This is a genomic window from Streptomyces cupreus (genome assembly GCF_014257025.1).
In the GTDB taxonomy this organism is placed as follows: Bacteria; Actinomycetota; Actinomycetes; order Streptomycetales; family Streptomycetaceae; genus Streptomyces; species Streptomyces cupreus.
Genome location: NZ_JACMSF010000006.1, coordinates 66,731 through 83,188, shown reverse-complemented (window position 1 = coordinate 83,188; position 16,458 = coordinate 66,731). Strand labels below are relative to the sequence as shown.

Annotated in this window: 16 protein-coding genes and 2 pseudogenes; 9 read left to right on the top strand and 9 right to left on the bottom strand. The window is 69.2% G+C overall.

The features are described 5' to 3' along the window. Window positions 1–3: 3 nt before the first annotated feature. From H4N64_RS07845 to H4N64_RS07835, 3 genes are all read right to left on the bottom strand, one after another. The gene (locus H4N64_RS07845; RefSeq protein WP_186281383.1) at window positions 4–1,398 is read right to left on the bottom strand and encodes an FAD-dependent oxidoreductase; all 1,395 of its coding nucleotides are present in this window, start codon (window positions 1,396–1,398) and stop codon (window positions 4–6) included. Between the two features lie 135 nt (window positions 1,399–1,533). Next, complete coding sequence (locus tag H4N64_RS07840) at window positions 1,534–2,763, bottom strand: MAB_1171c family putative transporter (RefSeq protein ID WP_186281382.1); 1,230 nt, start codon at window positions 2,761–2,763, stop codon at window positions 1,534–1,536. Then, on the bottom strand, window positions 2,760–3,368 hold the full coding sequence (locus H4N64_RS07835) for a toxin-antitoxin system, toxin component family protein (protein WP_186281381.1): 609 nt from the start codon (window positions 3,366–3,368) through the stop codon (window positions 2,760–2,762). The genes H4N64_RS07840 and H4N64_RS07835 overlap by 4 nt, the downstream gene beginning before the upstream one ends. A gap of 264 nt (window positions 3,369–3,632) precedes the next feature. Here H4N64_RS07835 and H4N64_RS07830 point away from each other — a divergent pair, with 264 nt between their 5' ends. Genes H4N64_RS07830 through H4N64_RS07800 form a run of 7 tightly spaced genes read left to right on the top strand, consistent with a single transcriptional unit; the run spans window position 3,633 to window position 10,151 of the window. Then, a complete protein-coding gene (locus H4N64_RS07830) occupies window positions 3,633–4,982 on the top strand; it encodes an extracellular solute-binding protein (RefSeq protein WP_186281380.1) in 1,350 nt (449 codons plus the stop codon). Further along, window positions 4,979–5,920: a carbohydrate ABC transporter permease gene (locus tag H4N64_RS07825; RefSeq protein ID WP_186281379.1), complete on the top strand. Its 942-nt coding sequence runs from the start codon at window positions 4,979–4,981 to the stop codon at window positions 5,918–5,920. Before H4N64_RS07830 ends, H4N64_RS07825 begins: the two co-directional genes overlap by 4 nt. Beyond that, a complete protein-coding gene (locus H4N64_RS07820; RefSeq protein WP_186281378.1) occupies window positions 5,917–6,774 on the top strand; it encodes a carbohydrate ABC transporter permease in 858 nt (285 codons plus the stop codon). Before H4N64_RS07825 ends, H4N64_RS07820 begins: the two co-directional genes overlap by 4 nt. Continuing rightward, window positions 6,771–7,742 (top strand): family 43 glycosylhydrolase, encoded by a 972-nt coding sequence (locus tag H4N64_RS07815; protein ID WP_186281377.1) that lies wholly within the window; start codon window positions 6,771–6,773, stop codon window positions 7,740–7,742. The genes H4N64_RS07820 and H4N64_RS07815 overlap by 4 nt, the downstream gene beginning before the upstream one ends. A 22-nt stretch (window positions 7,743–7,764) precedes the next feature. Beyond that, window positions 7,765–9,285, top strand: coding sequence for an arabinosylfuranosidase ArfA (gene arfA / locus H4N64_RS07810; protein ID WP_186281376.1), 1,521 nt, complete (start codon window positions 7,765–7,767; stop codon window positions 9,283–9,285). A gap of 35 nt (window positions 9,286–9,320) precedes the next feature. Next, a complete protein-coding gene (locus H4N64_RS07805; RefSeq protein WP_186281375.1) occupies window positions 9,321–9,779 on the top strand; it encodes an RrF2 family transcriptional regulator in 459 nt (152 codons plus the stop codon). 27 nt (window positions 9,780–9,806) lie between these two features. Next, complete coding sequence (locus H4N64_RS07800) at window positions 9,807–10,151, top strand: sulfite exporter TauE/SafE family protein (RefSeq protein WP_336246656.1); 345 nt, start codon at window positions 9,807–9,809, stop codon at window positions 10,149–10,151. A gap of 128 nt (window positions 10,152–10,279) precedes the next feature. On the opposite strand, the gene H4N64_RS46195 is transcribed toward H4N64_RS07800, so the two are convergent. Together H4N64_RS46195 and H4N64_RS07790 are read right to left on the bottom strand one after the other, a co-directional pair. After that, on the bottom strand, window positions 10,280–12,169 hold the full coding sequence (locus tag H4N64_RS46195) for a caspase, EACC1-associated type (protein WP_186281374.1): 1,890 nt from the start codon (window positions 12,167–12,169) through the stop codon (window positions 10,280–10,282). Next, the gene (locus H4N64_RS07790; RefSeq protein ID WP_186281373.1) at window positions 12,166–12,546 is read right to left on the bottom strand and encodes an effector-associated constant component EACC1; all 381 of its coding nucleotides are present in this window, start codon (window positions 12,544–12,546) and stop codon (window positions 12,166–12,168) included. Before H4N64_RS07790 ends, H4N64_RS46195 begins: the two co-directional genes overlap by 4 nt. A gap of 277 nt (window positions 12,547–12,823) precedes the next feature. On the opposite strand from H4N64_RS07790, the gene H4N64_RS07785 reads away from it, so the two are divergent. After that, window positions 12,824–13,474 (top strand): DUF4360 domain-containing protein, encoded by a 651-nt coding sequence (locus H4N64_RS07785; RefSeq protein ID WP_186281372.1) that lies wholly within the window; start codon window positions 12,824–12,826, stop codon window positions 13,472–13,474. Here H4N64_RS07785 and H4N64_RS07780 read toward each other — a convergent pair. Together H4N64_RS07780 and H4N64_RS07775 are read right to left on the bottom strand one after the other, a co-directional pair. Beyond that, on the bottom strand, window positions 13,441–13,644 hold the full coding sequence (locus tag H4N64_RS07780) for a DUF397 domain-containing protein (RefSeq protein ID WP_186281371.1): 204 nt from the start codon (window positions 13,642–13,644) through the stop codon (window positions 13,441–13,443). The genes H4N64_RS07785 and H4N64_RS07780 overlap by 34 nt on opposite strands. Beyond that, window positions 13,641–14,468: a Scr1 family TA system antitoxin-like transcriptional regulator gene (locus H4N64_RS07775; RefSeq protein ID WP_186281370.1), complete on the bottom strand. Its 828-nt coding sequence runs from the start codon at window positions 14,466–14,468 to the stop codon at window positions 13,641–13,643. Before H4N64_RS07775 ends, H4N64_RS07780 begins: the two co-directional genes overlap by 4 nt. 130 nt (window positions 14,469–14,598) lie before the next feature. On the opposite strand from H4N64_RS07775, the gene H4N64_RS07770 reads away from it, so the two are divergent. Continuing rightward, entirely contained in the window at window positions 14,599–15,045 is a 447-nt protein-coding gene (locus tag H4N64_RS07770) for an ATP-binding protein (protein WP_186281369.1), read from the top strand. A 198-nt stretch (window positions 15,046–15,243) separates the two neighbouring features. On the opposite strand, the pseudogene H4N64_RS44870 reads toward H4N64_RS07770, so the two are convergent. Both H4N64_RS44870 and H4N64_RS07765 read right to left on the bottom strand, forming a co-directional pair. After that, window positions 15,244–15,375: pseudogene (locus tag H4N64_RS44870) on the bottom strand (hypothetical protein); the annotation flags it as partial. 26 nt (window positions 15,376–15,401) lie between these two features. After that, window positions 15,402–16,313: pseudogene (locus H4N64_RS07765) on the bottom strand (RNA-guided endonuclease InsQ/TnpB family protein); the annotation flags it as partial. Window positions 16,314–16,458: the final 145 nt, after the last annotated feature.

Sequence of the window (16,458 nt, the reverse complement as noted above, 5' to 3'; positions counted from 1 at the left end):
TGATTACTGCAACCCCGCCCGCTTCAACTCATCCCCGGTCAAAGGCGGTCCGCTCAGCGCAGGCTTGAGCGGGCCGACCACCGCCGCCAGCAGCACACTCGGCGTCAGCAGCACCCCGGCCCCCTTCTCCAGCGACATCACATCCGTCACCGCCCGCGCCACGCGGCCGTTCCCCGTCGCCGTGTACGTCAGACGGTCGACGTACGCGGACACCAGCCTTTCCGCCCGCGTGGGCCCCGACTCCGTCACCCCGGGATAGAACACGTCCTGCCCGATGGCCAAGTCCCAGGCCGCCCGCGCCGGTCGGGCCACCGCCTTCTGCAGGCGCCGTGACAGACCGGGCGTTCCCCAGCCGAAGTCCTGCACAGTGGTACGCAGGGCCACCGCCGCCTGTGCGGCCACAGACATGCCGTGCCCGTAGATGGGGTTGAACGCGGCCAGCGCGTCGCCGACGACCACGAAGTTCTCCGGCCACCCGGCCATCCGCTCGTAGAAGTGGCGGCGATTCGCCGTCGCACGGGTGAAGGACACGTCGGACAAGGGTTCCGCCTGCGCGATCAGGTCCGCCAGGATCGGATGCCGCTGCTCCTTGCGGGCGTAGACGTCGAAGTCGGCCGTCGTGGACGTCGGTTCACCGCCCCGTGTGCCGAACAGGGTGACCAGCCAGCGTCCGTGCTCGATCGGTAACAGTACACCGCCCCGCCCGGGGCCACCGCTGCGCGGCTCCGGCTGGATGTTGACCACCGGGAAGTCGTCCTCGGCCGCCTCCGGCGCCTGGAACAGGCGGCTTGCGTATGCCACACCGGAGTTCACCTCCCGCACCTCCGCCTGCGGCAGCCCGAGCGCCGTCAGCCAGTGGGGCGTACGAGATCCGCGTCCCGTCGCGTCGACGACCAGGTCGGCCCGCAGGGTGCGCCGGATGTCGTCGTGGGCGCGCAGGAGTACGCCGGTCACGGCGGCGGCCGTGCCCTCCAGGTCCAGCACCTCCGCTCGCTCCACCAGCTCGATCCGCTCGTCGGCGAGGACCTGGGCGCGTACCGTCGCGTCCAGCAGGTCCCGGCTGCACAGCAGCATGAAGTGGGACTCGGCCCAGCGCCGGTACCAGCCGCGCGGCGAGAGGCCGACCATGTCCGTGGTGACCGGAAGTCGCCTTGCGCCCGCCTCCCGGAGCCGCGCCGTGACGCCCGGGAGGAGTTCCTCCATGGCGTGTGCGCCTCCGGACCACAGCTGGTGGACATGGCGGGCCTGGGGGAGGCCCTTGCGTGGTTCGGGGCCCGCCGGGAGGGCGTCGCGCTCGACGACCGTGACACGGACGCCGACGGACGCCAGCGCGCGGGCGGTGAGCATCCCGGCGACGGAGCCGCCGAGCACGACGGCGGTGGCACTGCGATCACTCATGGACGGCTTGCTCCTGAACGGTCACTCATGGACGACTTGTTCTTCGCCAGAACGGCGCGAATACAGCTCGCACTACAGCACGCGAACACGGCATGGGACACCCATCGGTATCGAGGACTTCAGCGGCATCGGTGACTAACGGGACGTGGACGCCATGGATTGCGACTCCGCCGTACCGTCTCGAACCGCTTCCAGCAGGTCCGGGCGGCGCAGCGCCCGTGACACAGCGCCGATCTCCCGGAGCAGCTCGGTGGTGTCGGGGTCGCCCGTTCCCTCGCTGTCCGGGGCCCGCCGCTTGGCCTCGACCGCGTCCTGGATCGCCACCGCGGCGGCCAGCGCCCGGGAGCGGGCGGGGTTGAAGCCGAGGGCGATTCCGCGGTCGTAGGCGCGTCGGCGCAGGCCCTCGTCGATGTGGCGGGCGAGGGGGAGCAGGACGTCGCGGATGAACGTCTCCCGGCGGATCAGGCGCAGTTCGGGGGTGGCGCGCAGCACGAAGGGGAGGCGGTTGCCGCTGACCGTGCGCATCAGCAGGTACAGGGGCCGCAGTTCGCGGTGGGCGAGCCGGACCCGCCAGCGGTCGTGGAGGTACTGGCCGGCGTGCGGGAGGATGAAGCCGACCGCGATGAGGATGGCGGAGACCGCGGCCACCGGCGGGGCCAGGTCGGTGCTGAGCCAGTCCAGGTCGTTGCCGGTCCAGCGGGCCACCACCGCGGTGATCTTGGCGCCGTCGAAGACGAGGTTCACCACATAGCCGGCCCCCAGCAGCTTCAGTCCCCAGCGCAGCCAGGCGTCAAGGCCGTCGGTGCGCACCCAGTTCCAGATCAGCCGGGACGTGATCAGTACGGCCACGGTGTGCGCGAGGAGGTAGAGGACGATCTCCTCGCGCATGAACGGGGTGTTGGCGTAGTACGTGTCCAGATCCCGCAGCCGCTCCACGGGGGCGTCCGCGAGGGCGAACAGCACCCACAGGGCGACGATCACGCCCGAGTAGACGGAGACGAGCCAGCGCATGGCGCGGCGGGTGGCGGCGTTGCGGTCGGACAGGCCGTTGCGCCAGGCGATGATCAGCAGCAGACAGGAGCCGCAGAACGCCGTCAGCAACGAATAGCACCAGGGCGCCGAGATGTTGGGCACGCCGACCAGCCGGTTGACCTGGGCGATGGTCGAGGGCGAGCAGAAGACGAACACCCCGCAGGCGAGCAGCAGCAGTCCGCCGACCGCGCGCAGTAGCGGGTCGCGCCAGAGCCGGATGATGGAGGGCAGCTTGATCGCCAGGGCGGCGGCGAGGACCGCGGTGGGGATCCAGAAGGAGATGTAGAAGTCACTGAGCAGGGCGGAAGGGTCCAGGGCGTACGTCGTCGTCATCCTGTCGGGCCTCCTCGTCCGCGGTAGCCGAGGGAACGCTGGAGCGGGTCGAGCGTTGGCCGGGTCTCGGGGGCCGTCAGGTACGGCCGGAAGATCGCCGCCAGCCGGTGCCCGAAGTCGTCGGCGTCGGCCTCGTCGCGCTCGCGGGAGCCGTTGCGGGCGGCGACGGTGAGCGCGACGTCCTGCCAGTCGGGCCGCTCGGCCAGGGCGTCCACGGCCGCTGCACCGGCGATGTGGGGGTGCCGATGCCCCGCATGCAGATGCCACAACTCATGTCCCAGAATGACCAGTTGCTGCATCGCCTCGGCCCGCTCCTCGACGATGACCAGGTCGAAGTCCTGGAACTCCACCCACAGCCCGGTGACTTCGATCTCGTCGGGGAAGCGCTCGAAGCGCAGTTCGACGGGTCGGCCGCCGCGGCGGGCGCTCATCTCCTCGCACAGGGCCGCGCACAGCTCGCGTACATCGGCCGGGCGGCGGCCGTTCGCCCGCATCGCGGTGGCGAGTTCGGCCGCGAGACCGCGCATCGCGGGGCCGCCGCGTGGGCGCCGCCGCAGCGCTGCCGCGACCCGGGCCGCCCCTCTGCGCGCGCCCGCGATGTCCATCCATCCCCCTTTGTCCAGCCGCCGTCCCGGTGCTGTAGGGCAGGCCGTTCGAGAGTACGCGGACGGTGCTGTCCGCGTCATGCGGTCGGGCGACCGTTGTTCAAACGGGAACGACCGTTCGCGAAGGTCCGGGGTCTGAAAGCGGCTTGAAATCCTGCGCAACCCATTGACGTGCCGGCGCATCAACTTTACGGTCCCGTTCGAAGTTACGGGCAGTATTCGAAATCTCGGACATACGTGTACCTCGAACAGTAAGGGCAGGGCATGGGACGACCTGGCCTGAGTCGCAGGCAACTCCTCGCCGGTATCGGCGGGTTGACGGTCGCCGGAAGCTTCGGCTTCGCGGCGCTCGGGACCGGGGCCGACGCACTCGCCTCCGGCGCCGACACCCGGGTGCGCTACTGGAACCTCTTCAGCGGCGGCGACGGATCCAACATGATCGCGATGCTGGACGCCTTCCGTAAGGAGCAATCCGACATCGCCGTCAAGGACTCCACGCTCCAGTGGGGCAACCCCTTCTACACCAAGCTCGCCATGGCCGCCGCGGGCAACCGCGCCCCCGAGCTCGGCGTCATGCACATGGGCCGGGTGGCCGGCTTCTCACCGGGCCGGCTCCTCGATCCGTGGGACGTCGACCTGCTCGCCAAGTACGGCGTACGACAACAGGACTTCAACCCCGCGCTGTGGAGCCGAGGCGTCATCGACGGCAAGCTCTACGCGCTGCCGCTCGACATCCACGTCCAGCTCTGCTTCTACCGCAAGGACGTGCTGAAGCAGGCGGATCTGCTCGGCGACGACGGCCGGATGATCCCGGTCGGCTCCACCGACGAGTGGTTCGACGTCCTGAAGAAGGCCAAGGCGGTCCAGAAGAAGGGCCTTCAGACGATCGGCCTGTGGACCAACGACCAGAACTTCCAGTGGTGGTTCTTCGTCGCCTTCTACACCCAGCTCGGCGGCGAGTGGTTCAACGACGCCCGCACCGAGGTCCTCTTCGACGCCGACAAGGCCACCCAGGTCCTGGAGTTCCTGCGGCAGCACGTCACCGACGGCTATGTCATCCCCGGCGCCCCCACCGGCGAGCAGTTCATCAACGGCGCCCCCTTCACCTGGGAGGGCAACTGGTCCGTACCGGTCTTCTCCGGTGCCGAACTCGACTACGGCGCCACCCCGCTGCCGCCCGTCTTCGGCAAGCAGGCCACCCACGCCGAGTCGCACGCCTTCGTGCTGCCGCACCAGTCGGGCCGCGGGGGCGCCACCGACGAGGCCGCGCACCGACTGGCCGCGTACGTCGTCACCCACGCCCAGCAGTGGGCGGCCGGCGGCCACATCCCGGCGTACACGCCGACGCTCTCCACGGACGCGTACCGGAAGCTCACCCCGCAGAACGAGTATGTGAGTGCCATGGACCACCAGGCCACCGAGCCGAAGGTGTGGTTCGCGGGCTCCACCGGCGTGCTCGCCCAGGACCTCGGCCCGGTCGTCGTCTCCTCGACGATGGGCTCCGCCAAGCCGGCCGCCGTCGCGGCACGGATGAAGTCCCGGCTCACCACGCTCCTCGCCTCGAAGAACCCGATGGACGGCACGACCGCCGCGCAGGGAGGTGCGGCCGCATGATGGCGACCAGCGCTCAGACCGTCGTCGCACCGGCGCGGGCGAGGACCGCCGCCGCGAGTGCCACCGTCCGCCGCAAGCAGGGCTTTCAGCACGGGGGTTGGTTCGTCGCCCCCTTCCTGGCCCTGTTCGCCCTGTTCGTGATCTGGCCGCTGCTGCGCGGTGTCTACCTCAGCTTCACGGACGCCAACATCTCCGGCGAGGGCGCGAGCTTCGTCGGCCTCGACAACTACCGCGAGGCCCTGAACGACTCCGCGATGTGGGACGCGCTCGGCCACAGCGCCTACTTCACGCTGCTCGTCGTCCCCTGCATCACCGTGCTCGCCTTCCTGCTCGCGATGCTCGCGCACCACATCGAGCGCGGCAAATGGCTGTGGCGGCTGTGCTTCTTCGCCCCGTTCCTGCTGCCGTCCACCGTCGCGGCCAACATGTGGCAGTGGCTGTTCACCCAGGGCATCGGCCTGGTCAACGAGACCTTCGGGCTCACCACACCCTGGCTGACCGACAAGTCGTACGCCATGCTCGCCATCGTCATCCAGACCCTGTGGTGGACGGTCGGCTTCTCCTTCCTGCTCTACCTCGCCGCCCTCCAGGGCATCCCCGACCACCTCTACGAGGCCGCCAAGCTGGACGGCGCCAACGCCTGGCACCGCATCGTCCACATCACGCTGCCGATGCTGCGCAACATCACAGGCCTGGTGATCGCGCTCCAGATCCTCGCCTCGCTCCAGCTCTTCGACCAGGCCGTCGTGATGATGGACTTCGGACCGGGTCCTGAGCTCAGCACCCGCTCCTTCGTGCAGTACACCCTCGAACAGGGCTTCACCAGCTACCGCGTGGGCTACGCCTCCGCGATGTCCATCATCTTCTTCGTGCTCATCGCAGCCGTCGCCCTCGCGCGGATGGCGCTGCTGCGCAACCGTGAGGAGGGCACCCGATGAGCGCCACCCAGATACGGGTCAGGTCCCGCAAGCCCTGGACGCCCAGCCAGATCGTCCTCACCCTGATCGGCGTCGCCGTCTCCGCCGTCTTCGTGGCGCCGATCGCCGCGGCCCTGCTCACCTCGCTCAAGTCCGAGGCCGAGGCCGCCGAGATCCCGCCGCACTGGCTGCCGGAGGTCTGGACGACCCAGGCGTGGAAGTCGCTGTGGGAGACCGGCAACGTCACCAACTGGTTCGTGAACTCCCTGGTCGTCTCGGTGTGCGTCACGACCGTCGTCCTCGTCGTCAGCGCCCTCGCCGGATACGGCTTCGCCCGCACCGAGTTCCGCGGCAAGAACGTCCTCATGGGCATCGTGATGTCGGGCCTGATGATCTCCCCGGCGGTCCTCGGCGTACCCCTGTTCACCACGGTCCAGCAGATGGGGATGGTCGACACCTACTGGGGCATGATCCTGCCGCAGTGCGCGCCCGCCGCGATGGTCTACATCCTCTACAAGTTCTTCCAGGGCATCCCGCGTGAGCTGGAGGAGGCCGCGTTCATCGACGGCGCGGGCCGCTGGCGGGTCTTCTTCACCATCGTCGTCCCGCTCGCCCGCCCCTCCCTCGCGGCGGTCGGCATCTTCACCTTCATCGCCTCGTGGAACAACTTCCTGTGGCCGTACATGGTGACCAACAACCCCGACCTGATGACCATGCCGAACGGCATCGCGACCGTCATGAACTCCTACGGCATCCAGTGGGCCCAGCTCATGGCCGGCGGCCTGATGGCCGGCCTGCCCCTGATCGTCGTGTTCGTCTTCTTCCAGCGGCAGATCGTGGCGGGCGTCGCCCACACGGGATTGGCGGGACAGTGACCCTGCGCAGAACCCTCACCGCCGTGACGACGGCGGCCGTGCTGGCCCTGCTGCCCCACGCGGCACAGGCGGCGGAGTCCTACCCCGACCCCCGCCCCATCACCGGCCAGCAGATCATCCACGACCCCACCGTCATCCGCCTCAAGTCCGGTGACTACGCGGCGTATTCGACGGGCGGCATCATCGGTGCCCGCCTCTCGAAGGACGGCAAGCAGTGGGACGACGCGGGCAACGCCTTCGCCCGGCCGCCGAGTTGGTGGTACGAGTACAACGACACCGGCGACCCCTGGGCCCCGGACATCTCCTACCGAGCGGGCAGGTACTGGCTGTACTACGCGGTGTCGAGCTGGGGCACCAACCACTCCGCGATAGGCGTGGCCACCTCCCCCTCCGGCCTCCCCGGCACCTGGACGGACCACGGCAAGGTCTTCACCTCGGAGAAGACCGACCACTGGAACGCCATCGACCCCGCCCTGATCAAGGCGGACGGCAAGCTGTGGATGTCCTTCGGCTCGTACTGGACGGGCATCCGGATGGTCCAACTCGACCCGGTCACCGGAAAGGCCGTCCCTGACACGACCGTCCACCACCTGGCCACCCGCCCCGACCTCCCGTACGCCGTCGAGGGCCCCTACATCGTCAAACACGGTCGCCACTACTACCTCTTCGCCTCCTACGACGCCTGCTGCTCGGGCGTGAACTCCACCTACAAGATCAAGGTGGGCCGTTCGACGGACATCAAGGGCCCCTACGTCGACAGCACCGGCAAGCCCATGCTGGAGGGCGGCGGCGACCTGGTCCTGGAGGGCCACGGCCGCTTCATCGGCACGGGCGGCCAGTCGGTCTTCCAGGACAGGGAAGAGGACTGGCTGGCGTACCACTACTACGACGCGGAGGACGAGGGCACGCCAAAGCTAGGGCTGAACAGGCTGAGCTGGTCCCGCGATGGTTGGCCCACGGTCAAGTAACTCCTGTATCCGAGAGGACCTCATGAGCAAGAGCATTGCCCGCTTCACCCTCGACCCGGCGTTCACCGTCGGCGAGGTCAACCCCCGTCTCTTCGGATCCTTCGTAGAACACCTCGGCCGCTGCGTATACACAGGCATCTTCGAACCGACCCACCCCACCGCGGACGAAGCCGGAATCCGCCAGGACGTCCTGGACCTCGTCAAAGAACTCGGCGTAACAGCCATCCGCTACCCCGGAGGCAACTTCGTCTCCGGCTACAAGTGGGAAGACTCCGTAGGCCCCGCCGAAGACCGCCCCCGCCGCTTGGACCTCGCCTGGCACTCGACGGAGTCCAACCGCTTCGGCCTCTCCGAATACATCGCCTTCCTGAAGAAGATCGGCCCCCAGGCCGAACCGATGATGGCCGTGAACCTGGGTACACGCGGCGTCGCCGAGGCCCTGGAGCTCCAGGAGTACGCCAACCACCCCTCGGGCACCGCACTCTCCGACCTCCGCCGCGGCCACGGCGACAAGGACCCCTTCGGCATCCGGCTCTGGTGCCTGGGCAACGAGATGGACGGCCCCTGGCAGACCGGCCACAAGACGGCCGAGGAGTACGGCCGTATCGCCGCCGAGACGGCCCGTGCCATGCGCCAGCTCGACCCCTGCGTCGAACTCGTCGCCTGCGGCAGCTCCGGCCAGTCGATGGAGACCTTCGCCGAGTGGGAGGCGACGGTCCTCAAGGAGACGTACGACCTCGTCGACTACATCTCCCTGCACGCCTACTACGAGCCGGTCGACGATGACGTCGACTCCTTCCTCGCCTCCGCCGTCGACATGGAGTCCTTCATCGAGAACGTGGTCGCCACCTGCGACCACGTCGGCGCGCGGCTGAAGTCGAAGAAGAAGATCAACCTCTCCTTCGACGAGTGGAACGTCTGGTACCTGTCCCGCTGGCAGGAGCAGGCGACGACGTTCGAGCAGGACGACTGGCCCGAGGCGCCCCGCCTGCTGGAGGACAACTACAGCGTCACCGACGCCGTCGTCTTCGGCTCGCTCCTGATCGCCCTGCTCCGCCACGCGGACCGCGTCACGGTCGCCTGTCTCGCGCAGCTCGTGAACGTCATCGCCCCGATCATGACCGAGCCCGGCGGCCCGGCGTGGCGGCAGACGACGTTCTTCCCGTTCGCGCAGGCCGCCCAGTACGGCCGCGGCCAGGTCCTCGACGTACGGGTGGACTCGCCGACGTACGAGACGAAGAAGTACGGCGAGGCCGATCTGCTGCACGCCACCGCCGTGCGCGCCGAGGACGGCACGGTCACCGTGTTCGCGGTGAACCGCAGCCGCACCGAGTCGCTGCCGCTCGAAGTCGCCCTGAACGGGCTCGACCTGACGCGGGTCGTCGAGCACAGCGCGCTCGCCGACGCCGACCCGGACGCCCGCAACACCCTCGACGAGCCCGAGCGGGTCACCCCGCACCCGGTCGAGGGCGCGGCGCTCACGGACGGCCGTCTGACCGCCGTACTGGAACCGCTGTCCTGGAACGTGATCCGGCTGGGCTGACATCGGGCACGTGTGACAGCGGTGACAATGGTCGTATGAGGATCTCGGCACGGGCGGACTACGCGGTACGAGCGGTATTGGAGCTCGCCGTGCGCCACGACGACGGCCCGGTGAAGGCGGAGGCCATCGCCACGGTGCAGGACATTCCGCACAAGTTCCTTGAGGGCATCCTCGGCGACCTCCGCCGCGCCGGTCTGGTCGGCAGCCGGCGCGGCGGCAACGGCGGCTACCGGCTGGCCCGGGACGCGTCGGCGATCACGGTCGCCGATGTGATCCGGGCCGTCGACGGCCCCATCGTCTCCGTGCGCGGGGTCCGCCCGACCGGGCTGTCCTACGCCGGTTCGGCCGAGCCGCTGCTGCCGCTGTGGATCGCGCTGCGCGCCAATGTCCGCCGGATCCTGGAGGGCGTCACCATCGCGGACATCGCGGGCGGCGCGCTGCCCGAGTCCGTACAACTGCTGGCCGCGGAACCGGCCGCCTGGGAAAACCCTTAGAGCCTTTTCTCAGCTCGCACTCAGCTCGTGGACGGCAGCCTCGGCATGGCCTACGGCGTCACCTCGACCACGCTGCTGCTGGCCATGGGCACCAACCCGGCCGCCGCCTCGGCCACCGTCCACCTCGCCGAGATCGGCACCACCCTGATGTCGGGCGCCGCGCACTGGCGGTTCGGGAACGTGGACTGGAAGGTCGTCGCGAAGATCGGCGTACCGGGGGCGGTGGGCGCCTTCCTGGGCGCCACGGTCCTGTCCAGGCTGTCGACCGAGGTCGCCCCTGGTCGCCGGGTTCCTGGACGCGACCGGCGGAGGCGGCTGGGGTCCGGTCGGCACGCCCGCGCTGCTGGCCGGCGGCCGGATGGAACCCCGTAAGGTGATCGGCTCGATCGACATTGGACGACCCTCCCCACCACGCCCGTCTACGTCGTTCTGTGCGCCCTTGGGGCCGCGGCCCTGACGTACTCGATCCGCGCCTACCGCGCCGAACGGGAGCCCGTGGCTCAGGAGACGTCGACCGCGAGTGTGTAGAAGCGGGTGATCTGTACGGGGTTCTCGTTGTCGTCGGTGACCAGGTACAGCGCCCGCCGGCCCTGATGCGGACCCTCGGTCAGCGTCCCGCCCAGCGCCATCCCCTCGGCGTTGTCCAGCAGCGGATTGACCTGGGGCTGCTTCGCGCGGGCGCCGAAGGAGGGACAGTCACCGAGGTCGACCAGTTCCCGCTTGACGACGAAGGCCGAGGCGGGCGTCCTCTCCAGCGACGGCACCTCGGTGACGTCCCTCAGCCCGGTCAGCGACACCTCGTAGACGCGGATGCTGTTGCCCTGGCCCTCGGTGTAGCCGCGCTCCAGGGCGAGGAAGCGGCCGTCGCCGATCGGGGCGAGTTCGGCGAGGCGCATTCCGGAGTCGGTCTCGTAGGCGAGTTGGCCGTCCACGCGGTAGGCGCCGCCCGGCTCGCCGATGTAGCGCAGGATGCGGATGCGGTTGCCGCCGCGATAGGTGCCGTCGCGGCCGAGGGGGTCCTCCAGGCCGACGTAGAGCCGTCGGCTGTCGGGGGAGAGGGCGAGGGACTCGAAGATCGCGCCGCGCTGGGCGTCGCCGGCGGGGATGTCGGCCCGGAAGGACTCCGGGACCGGCAGCTCGTACAGCAACTCGCCGGTGGCGAGGCTGTAGCGGCCGATCGAGGGGGTGTGCTCGGAGGCCACGAGGACCGTCCGGCCGCTGTCCTCCACGGCGAACGCCTCTCCGTCGAAGCCCCGCTCGCCGTAGGGGCTGCCGTCGTGGCGCAGCAGTCTCGTCATGCCTGTGATGCGGGGCTCGGGAGGCTTGCCCGGTTCGCCCAGCGTCATCCGGAAGAGCACCGGCGAGGAGTTGTCGGCGAGCGAGAGCGCGGTGCTGTGGGAGACGGCGAGCGAGGACAGACCGGAGACGCGCCGGCCCTGGAAGGTGACCTTGTCCAGGCTGTCGGAGAAGCCGATCAGGGAGGCGTGCGGCGAGCAGACGTCGGAGGGGATGTTGCCGGTGTCGGCGGCGAGTGTGGCGACGGGGGCGAGGGCGGCGAGGGCGAAGGCCGTGCGGCGCTTCCAGCGGGCGCGTGGGGGAGGGGGCAGGAAGCGGGCGGGCGGGAGCGGGTGGGCGAGGTTGCGGACGAAGGGGAGCTGGCCGACCTGGTTGTTGTCCTGCTGGCGCGGGGTGGGTCTCCCGCGGTGGTCCAGGGAGCCGCGGACCTCCCGGTAGATCGCGTCCAGAGTGAGGAAGGGCCGCGTCGGCTGCCCGTCCCGGCCGGGTACGCCCTCGCGCAGGACCCGTACGAACTCGCCCGTGAAAGCCGTGCACTCCTCGCCGCGTGGCGCCAGCGCCCGTACGTTGGCGGCGGCGGAGGTCAGCAGATAGCTGCCCTTCATGCCCTTGACGTCCGCGACCGTCCGCAGCGGAGTGCGCGTCTGGGCGTCCATGTCGCCGAGGGCGCGTCCGCTGTAGCAGCAGTCCAGGATGATGACCCGGCGGCGAGCCCGGTTGTGCTGGCGCAGCGCCTCGCGGACCTCGCTGTACAGCACGGCCTTGTGCGGCAGTTCCTCCGCCGAGCCGATCATGGTGAGGCGCAGGGCGCCGAGCGGATCGACGAAGCCGTGGCCGGCGTAGTAGACGATCAGCGTGTCCCGGGCGGCCCTGGCCGCCTGCACGACCGGGTCGATCAGATCGTCGGAGGACTTCGGGTCGAGCACGACGACGCACTTGTCCGGGGGCAGCCCCCAGACCGCCCGGTCGGTCAGCGCCTCCTTGAGCCGGGTGAGGTTGCGCGCCACCGTGGGCAGCTTCTGCATCGTCTTGTACGAGGCGACACCGATGAGTACGGCGGCGGAGGCGCCGGGGTCGGGCAGCGCCTCGGTCACGTGGTGCCGTCCGGCGGTTCGTTCATGGCTTCGAGGTCGCGCAGGAAGGTTTCGACCTCTTCGGGGTTCGCGTCGGGCCGCAGGGTGGCGCGGCGCCCGTCACGCTCGACGATCACATGCGAACGGGGCCGCCGGGCCCTGCGGAACTCGATGATGATGAAGCCCAGGGAGGTCAGCTGGAACACCGACTCCAGGACCAGCTGGATGATGTCGAAGGCGTCGCCCATGGTGGACTCGGGGTCCCCGGCGGGCGGGAGTTCGCCGCGGAGGCTGATCTCCGCGTCGAGGTCCAGTTCGCGTTGTGCGAGCAACCAGTCGTAGAGCTGCTTGAGTTCGTCGCCGTCGGGATCGTCGAGCAGTCTGAGCTGGACGTCCATGCCCTTCCTTCGCCCCCTGCCGGTCGGGCCGCACTGGATCGTGGGAGGGGCCAACGTCCCGGCTGCCACGGGAGATTGACCTCAGAACCAGCATACGGTCGTTCGGCGCACGGCGGGTTCCCTTGGGGGTCCTGTGAATGGCTGGAGTTCGACCTGTCCATGCCAAAGGCAGCTCCCTACGATGCGAACGCCTCCCGCCTTCACAGAAACATCACTGATTCTTCAAAGGTGAACCAAGGGTCGGAGGCGTAGCCACCCCCCACCCCAAGGAGAAGCCATGGCACGTGGACTTCTGCTGAGCGGCGCCGCGCTCGCCGCTCTGGTCGCCACCGCACTGCCCGCGGAGGCGGCGGACCCGTTCGACGACCCGCCCCCCGACAAGATCATCATCAAGGTCGCCACGGTGAACGGCTCCGGCTGCCCCCAGGGCACGACCGCCGTCGCCGTCTCCGAGGACAACACCGCCTTCACCGTGACCTACAGCGACTACCTCGCCCAGGTCGGCGGCAACTCCGACCCGACCGCCTTCCGCAAGAACTGTCAGCTCAACCTGGTCGTGCACGTCCCGCAGGGCTTCACCTACGCCATCGCCAGCGCCGACTACCGAGGCTTCGCCTCACTCCAGTCCGGCGCGAGCGCCATGCAGAGAGCCTCGTACTACTTCCAGGGCTCGCCGCAGACGGCGTACCGCAACCACCCCTTCAGCGGCCCCCTCAACGACAACTGGCAGGCCACGGACAGCACGGACTGGGCCCAACTCGTCTGGGCGCCCTGCGGAGTCCAGCGCAACTTCAACATCAACACCGAGCTCCGGGTCAGCGCCGGCTCCTCCTCGCCGGACAAGGTCAGCTTCATGACCATGGACTCGACCGACGGTGACATCAGCACCGTGTATCACATCGCGTGGAAGGAGTGCCCCTCCGCCTGACCGGCGAGGAAGTCCGCCCAGGCGGTGGGGGAGAGGGTGAGCTGCGGTCCCCGCCGGTCCTTTGAGTCGCGGACGTGCACGGTGGCGGCGGTGACGGCGACCTCGACGCAGTCGCCGGAGCCGCTGCTGCTGTAGCTCGACTTGAACCACGTCAGTTCGCTGGTGCTCATACGTCTCCTCGCAACTGCTGCAACAGGCTCACGGAGTCTTCGGGTGAGAGAGCCTGCGCACGCATCCTGGCATACCTCCTCTGGAGCACACCCACCACCTTTGGGTCGGAGATGAACTGACCGCATTCCGGACCCTCGATGTACGCGAACCACTTGTTCTCGGGGGTCTCCAGCAACTGCATGGGGCCATGCAGTCCGGCATGCGATTCCCGCATCACCGGCATGATCTGGATCTCGACGTTCCGCAGGGTGCTGGTCTCCAGCACGTGGTCGATGAGCTCCCGTGTGACGTCGGCGCCGCCCGTGTGCCGCAGGAACAGGTGCTCTTCGAGGATGAAGCTGAACTCGGTGCTCGGCCGTTCCCGCAGCAGCCGCTGCCGTTCGGCCCGTGCTTCCCACTGGGCCTCGATCTGCTCGTCGGTCAGCGGCGGCAACTCATCGTTGAACAGTTGGCGAGCGTACGCCTCCGTCTGCAACAGCCCAGGGATCAACCGGCACTCGTAGGTACACAGCGTGATCGCCGCGGCCTCCAGCCGCGCCCACCGTCGAAACCAGGCCGCCAACCCCGGCTGCCGAGCCAGATGCCGTTCCGCCTTCCTCAGAGCACCCGTGTTCCCCAGCACCCCCTCCGCCCGCTCGCCGAACCTCGGATCCGGCATCCGCCGCCCCTGCTCGATCGACGCCACCATGTGTTTCGAGAGCCCCACCCGCTCCCCGAACTCCTCCCGGCTCAGCCCGGCATGCTCCCGCAACGCCTGCACCACCGCCCCGAACGTCCGCAGACTGTCCGACGCCTCCGGTTCGCCACCCGCGCCATCGACCACTGCCGATCACCTCCCCCGGTCATGGTTACGGTCAGTCATGCGTACTGTCCACCCCGTCACCGCGTACGCTCCCGCACCGTACGCGCCGCCGACCTGGTGAAGCGCCCCGCGCGGCCGCCAGATTGAGCGCATGCCTGCACCGCGCACCCCCCAACCGCCGGTTACCGTAAGTGTGTTCGCCCAGCGCCTCACCGCCACCCCGCGCGGCGCCCGCCTCGCCCGCCACCTCGCCCAGAGCCAGCTGCACGTCTGGGGCATCCCGCACGGCACCGACGTGTCGGACGCCGTCGCCGCGATCGTCGCCGAGCTGGCCACCAATGCCGTGACCCACGCCCGCGTTCCCGGGCGGGACTTCGAGCTACGGCTGTCGCTCGTCACCGGGAGTGTCCGTGTCGAGGTCAGCGACACCTGCGCCGAACGGCGTCCGCCCGCCCCCGCGGACGTAAGACCTCCATGCCCTCTCGACGAGTACGGCCGTGGACTCGTCCTCGTCGAGGCGTTCGCCGCCCGCTGGGAGGTGCTGGAGCGGGAGCCTCCCGGCAAGACCGTCCGCGCGGAGGTCGACGTACCGAATTGACATCCTCCCCCTCTTAAAGAGGGGGATTCCAACCCAGGTGGGTTGAGGTTCACGGGCGCTCGAACGGCTAGCGGCCGTTGTCACCCCTCCGGCACCGGCTGAGTGCCGGGGGCGGGGAATCCCGCCCTGTCCTGCCGCGACATTGACTGCTGCGTTCTCATCCGCGTTGCAGGTGAACCCGCAGGACACGCACACGAAGTCGGCTTGGCTCTTGCGCGACTTCTTCTCGATCCAACCGCAGGCACTGCACCGCAGGCTGGTGTAGGAGGCGGGAACGTCCTCGACCCGGCCGGGGTCTTGTGCTCGGTGCGCTGACGCAGCAGACCCCAACCCTGGGCGAGGATCGACCGGTTCAGGCCGGACTTCTGCGCCACGTGCTTGCCGGGCTGCTCGATAGTTCCCTTCGCCGAGCGGGTCATGTTCTTGATGTTCAGCTTCTCGAACCGGATCACGTCATAGGAGCGGGCGAGCATGGTGCTGGTCTTCTCGCACCAGTCCTTGCGCCGGTTCGCCTCCCGCGCCCTGAGCTTGGCGGCCTTCGCGTACTCGGCCGTCTTCTGCGGGCTGTTCTTCTTCGCCCGTGCTGCGCGCCGCTCGTGCTTACGGATCTGGGCGCGTTCCTTGACGGTGAGCTGCGGGCAGTTCAGTTTCCGGCCGTCCGACAGGGCAGCGGTGATCGTGACGCCCCGGTCGATGCCGATGACCTCTCCCGTGCCGGGCGCAGGAGTCAGGCCCGGGATGACGGCGAAGGCAATGTGCCACTGCCCGTTGCGGAAGGTGACCCGGAACGTCTTCGCGTGGGGCAGCTTCGCACCCTTGCCCTTGGCGCTGAGGCGGAACCGGACCCAGCCACAGCCGGGCACCTTGACCTGAGCCCACCTGCGGTTGAGCTTCTGCACGACCACCGACCGCCCCAGGACCTGCTTGCCGGTCTTGGCGTTCAGCTTCGGCGAGCCGTCCTCGTTGTACTCGGGCACGCGGTCGGTGCCGATGACCCGGAAGCCCTCGTGACGGAACTTCTTGCGCCAGGTCGGCTCACCGAACCCGGAGGTGAAGCGGGCGTTCTTGGCCTTGGCGAAATCCTTCAGTGCCTGCTGCTGCACGTCCGCGTTCCCGGCACCCAGCCACTCGTTCACCCGCCGGGCCTCGGTGAGCTGGCGGCACTGCTCCGCGAAACCGGGCGCGCTCTTACGCCACCGGCGCCAGCGCGAGTGCTGCTCGACGGCCAGGTTCCAGACGTACCGGGCGTGCGCGCAGTGCGTGAGCATCTGCTCGGCCTGCGCGGGCGTCGGATACATCCGGAAACGCGACATGCCACGAACCTAGCCACCCCGTTCCCCTCCCGCGTACGCCTTCGATCAACATCACCCGCGAGAGTGACCGACACGCTTGTGCCTCCCAGAGCAACCCCGA

Coding starts and splice junctions, on each gene's coding strand:
- H4N64_RS07845 (WP_186281383.1), bottom strand. CDS start 1,398: ATGAGTGATCGCAGTGCCACCGCCGTCGTGCTCGGCGGCTCCGTCGCC.
- H4N64_RS07840 (WP_186281382.1), bottom strand. CDS start 2,763: ATGACGACGACGTACGCCCTGGACCCTTCCGCCCTGCTCAGTGACTTC.
- H4N64_RS07835 (WP_186281381.1), bottom strand. CDS start 3,368: ATGGACATCGCGGGCGCGCGCAGAGGGGCGGCCCGGGTCGCGGCAGCG.
- H4N64_RS07830 (WP_186281380.1), top strand. CDS start 3,633: ATGGGACGACCTGGCCTGAGTCGCAGGCAACTCCTCGCCGGTATCGGC.
- H4N64_RS07825 (WP_186281379.1), top strand. CDS start 4,979: ATGATGGCGACCAGCGCTCAGACCGTCGTCGCACCGGCGCGGGCGAGG.
- H4N64_RS07820 (WP_186281378.1), top strand. CDS start 5,917: ATGAGCGCCACCCAGATACGGGTCAGGTCCCGCAAGCCCTGGACGCCC.
- arfA (WP_186281376.1), top strand. CDS start 7,765: ATGAGCAAGAGCATTGCCCGCTTCACCCTCGACCCGGCGTTCACCGTC.
- H4N64_RS07805 (WP_186281375.1), top strand. CDS start 9,321: ATGAGGATCTCGGCACGGGCGGACTACGCGGTACGAGCGGTATTGGAG.
- H4N64_RS07790 (WP_186281373.1), bottom strand. CDS start 12,546: ATGGACGTCCAGCTCAGACTGCTCGACGATCCCGACGGCGACGAACTC.
- H4N64_RS07785 (WP_186281372.1), top strand. CDS start 12,824: ATGGCACGTGGACTTCTGCTGAGCGGCGCCGCGCTCGCCGCTCTGGTC.
- H4N64_RS07780 (WP_186281371.1), bottom strand. CDS start 13,644: ATGAGCACCAGCGAACTGACGTGGTTCAAGTCGAGCTACAGCAGCAGC.
- H4N64_RS07770 (WP_186281369.1), top strand. CDS start 14,599: ATGCCTGCACCGCGCACCCCCCAACCGCCGGTTACCGTAAGTGTGTTC.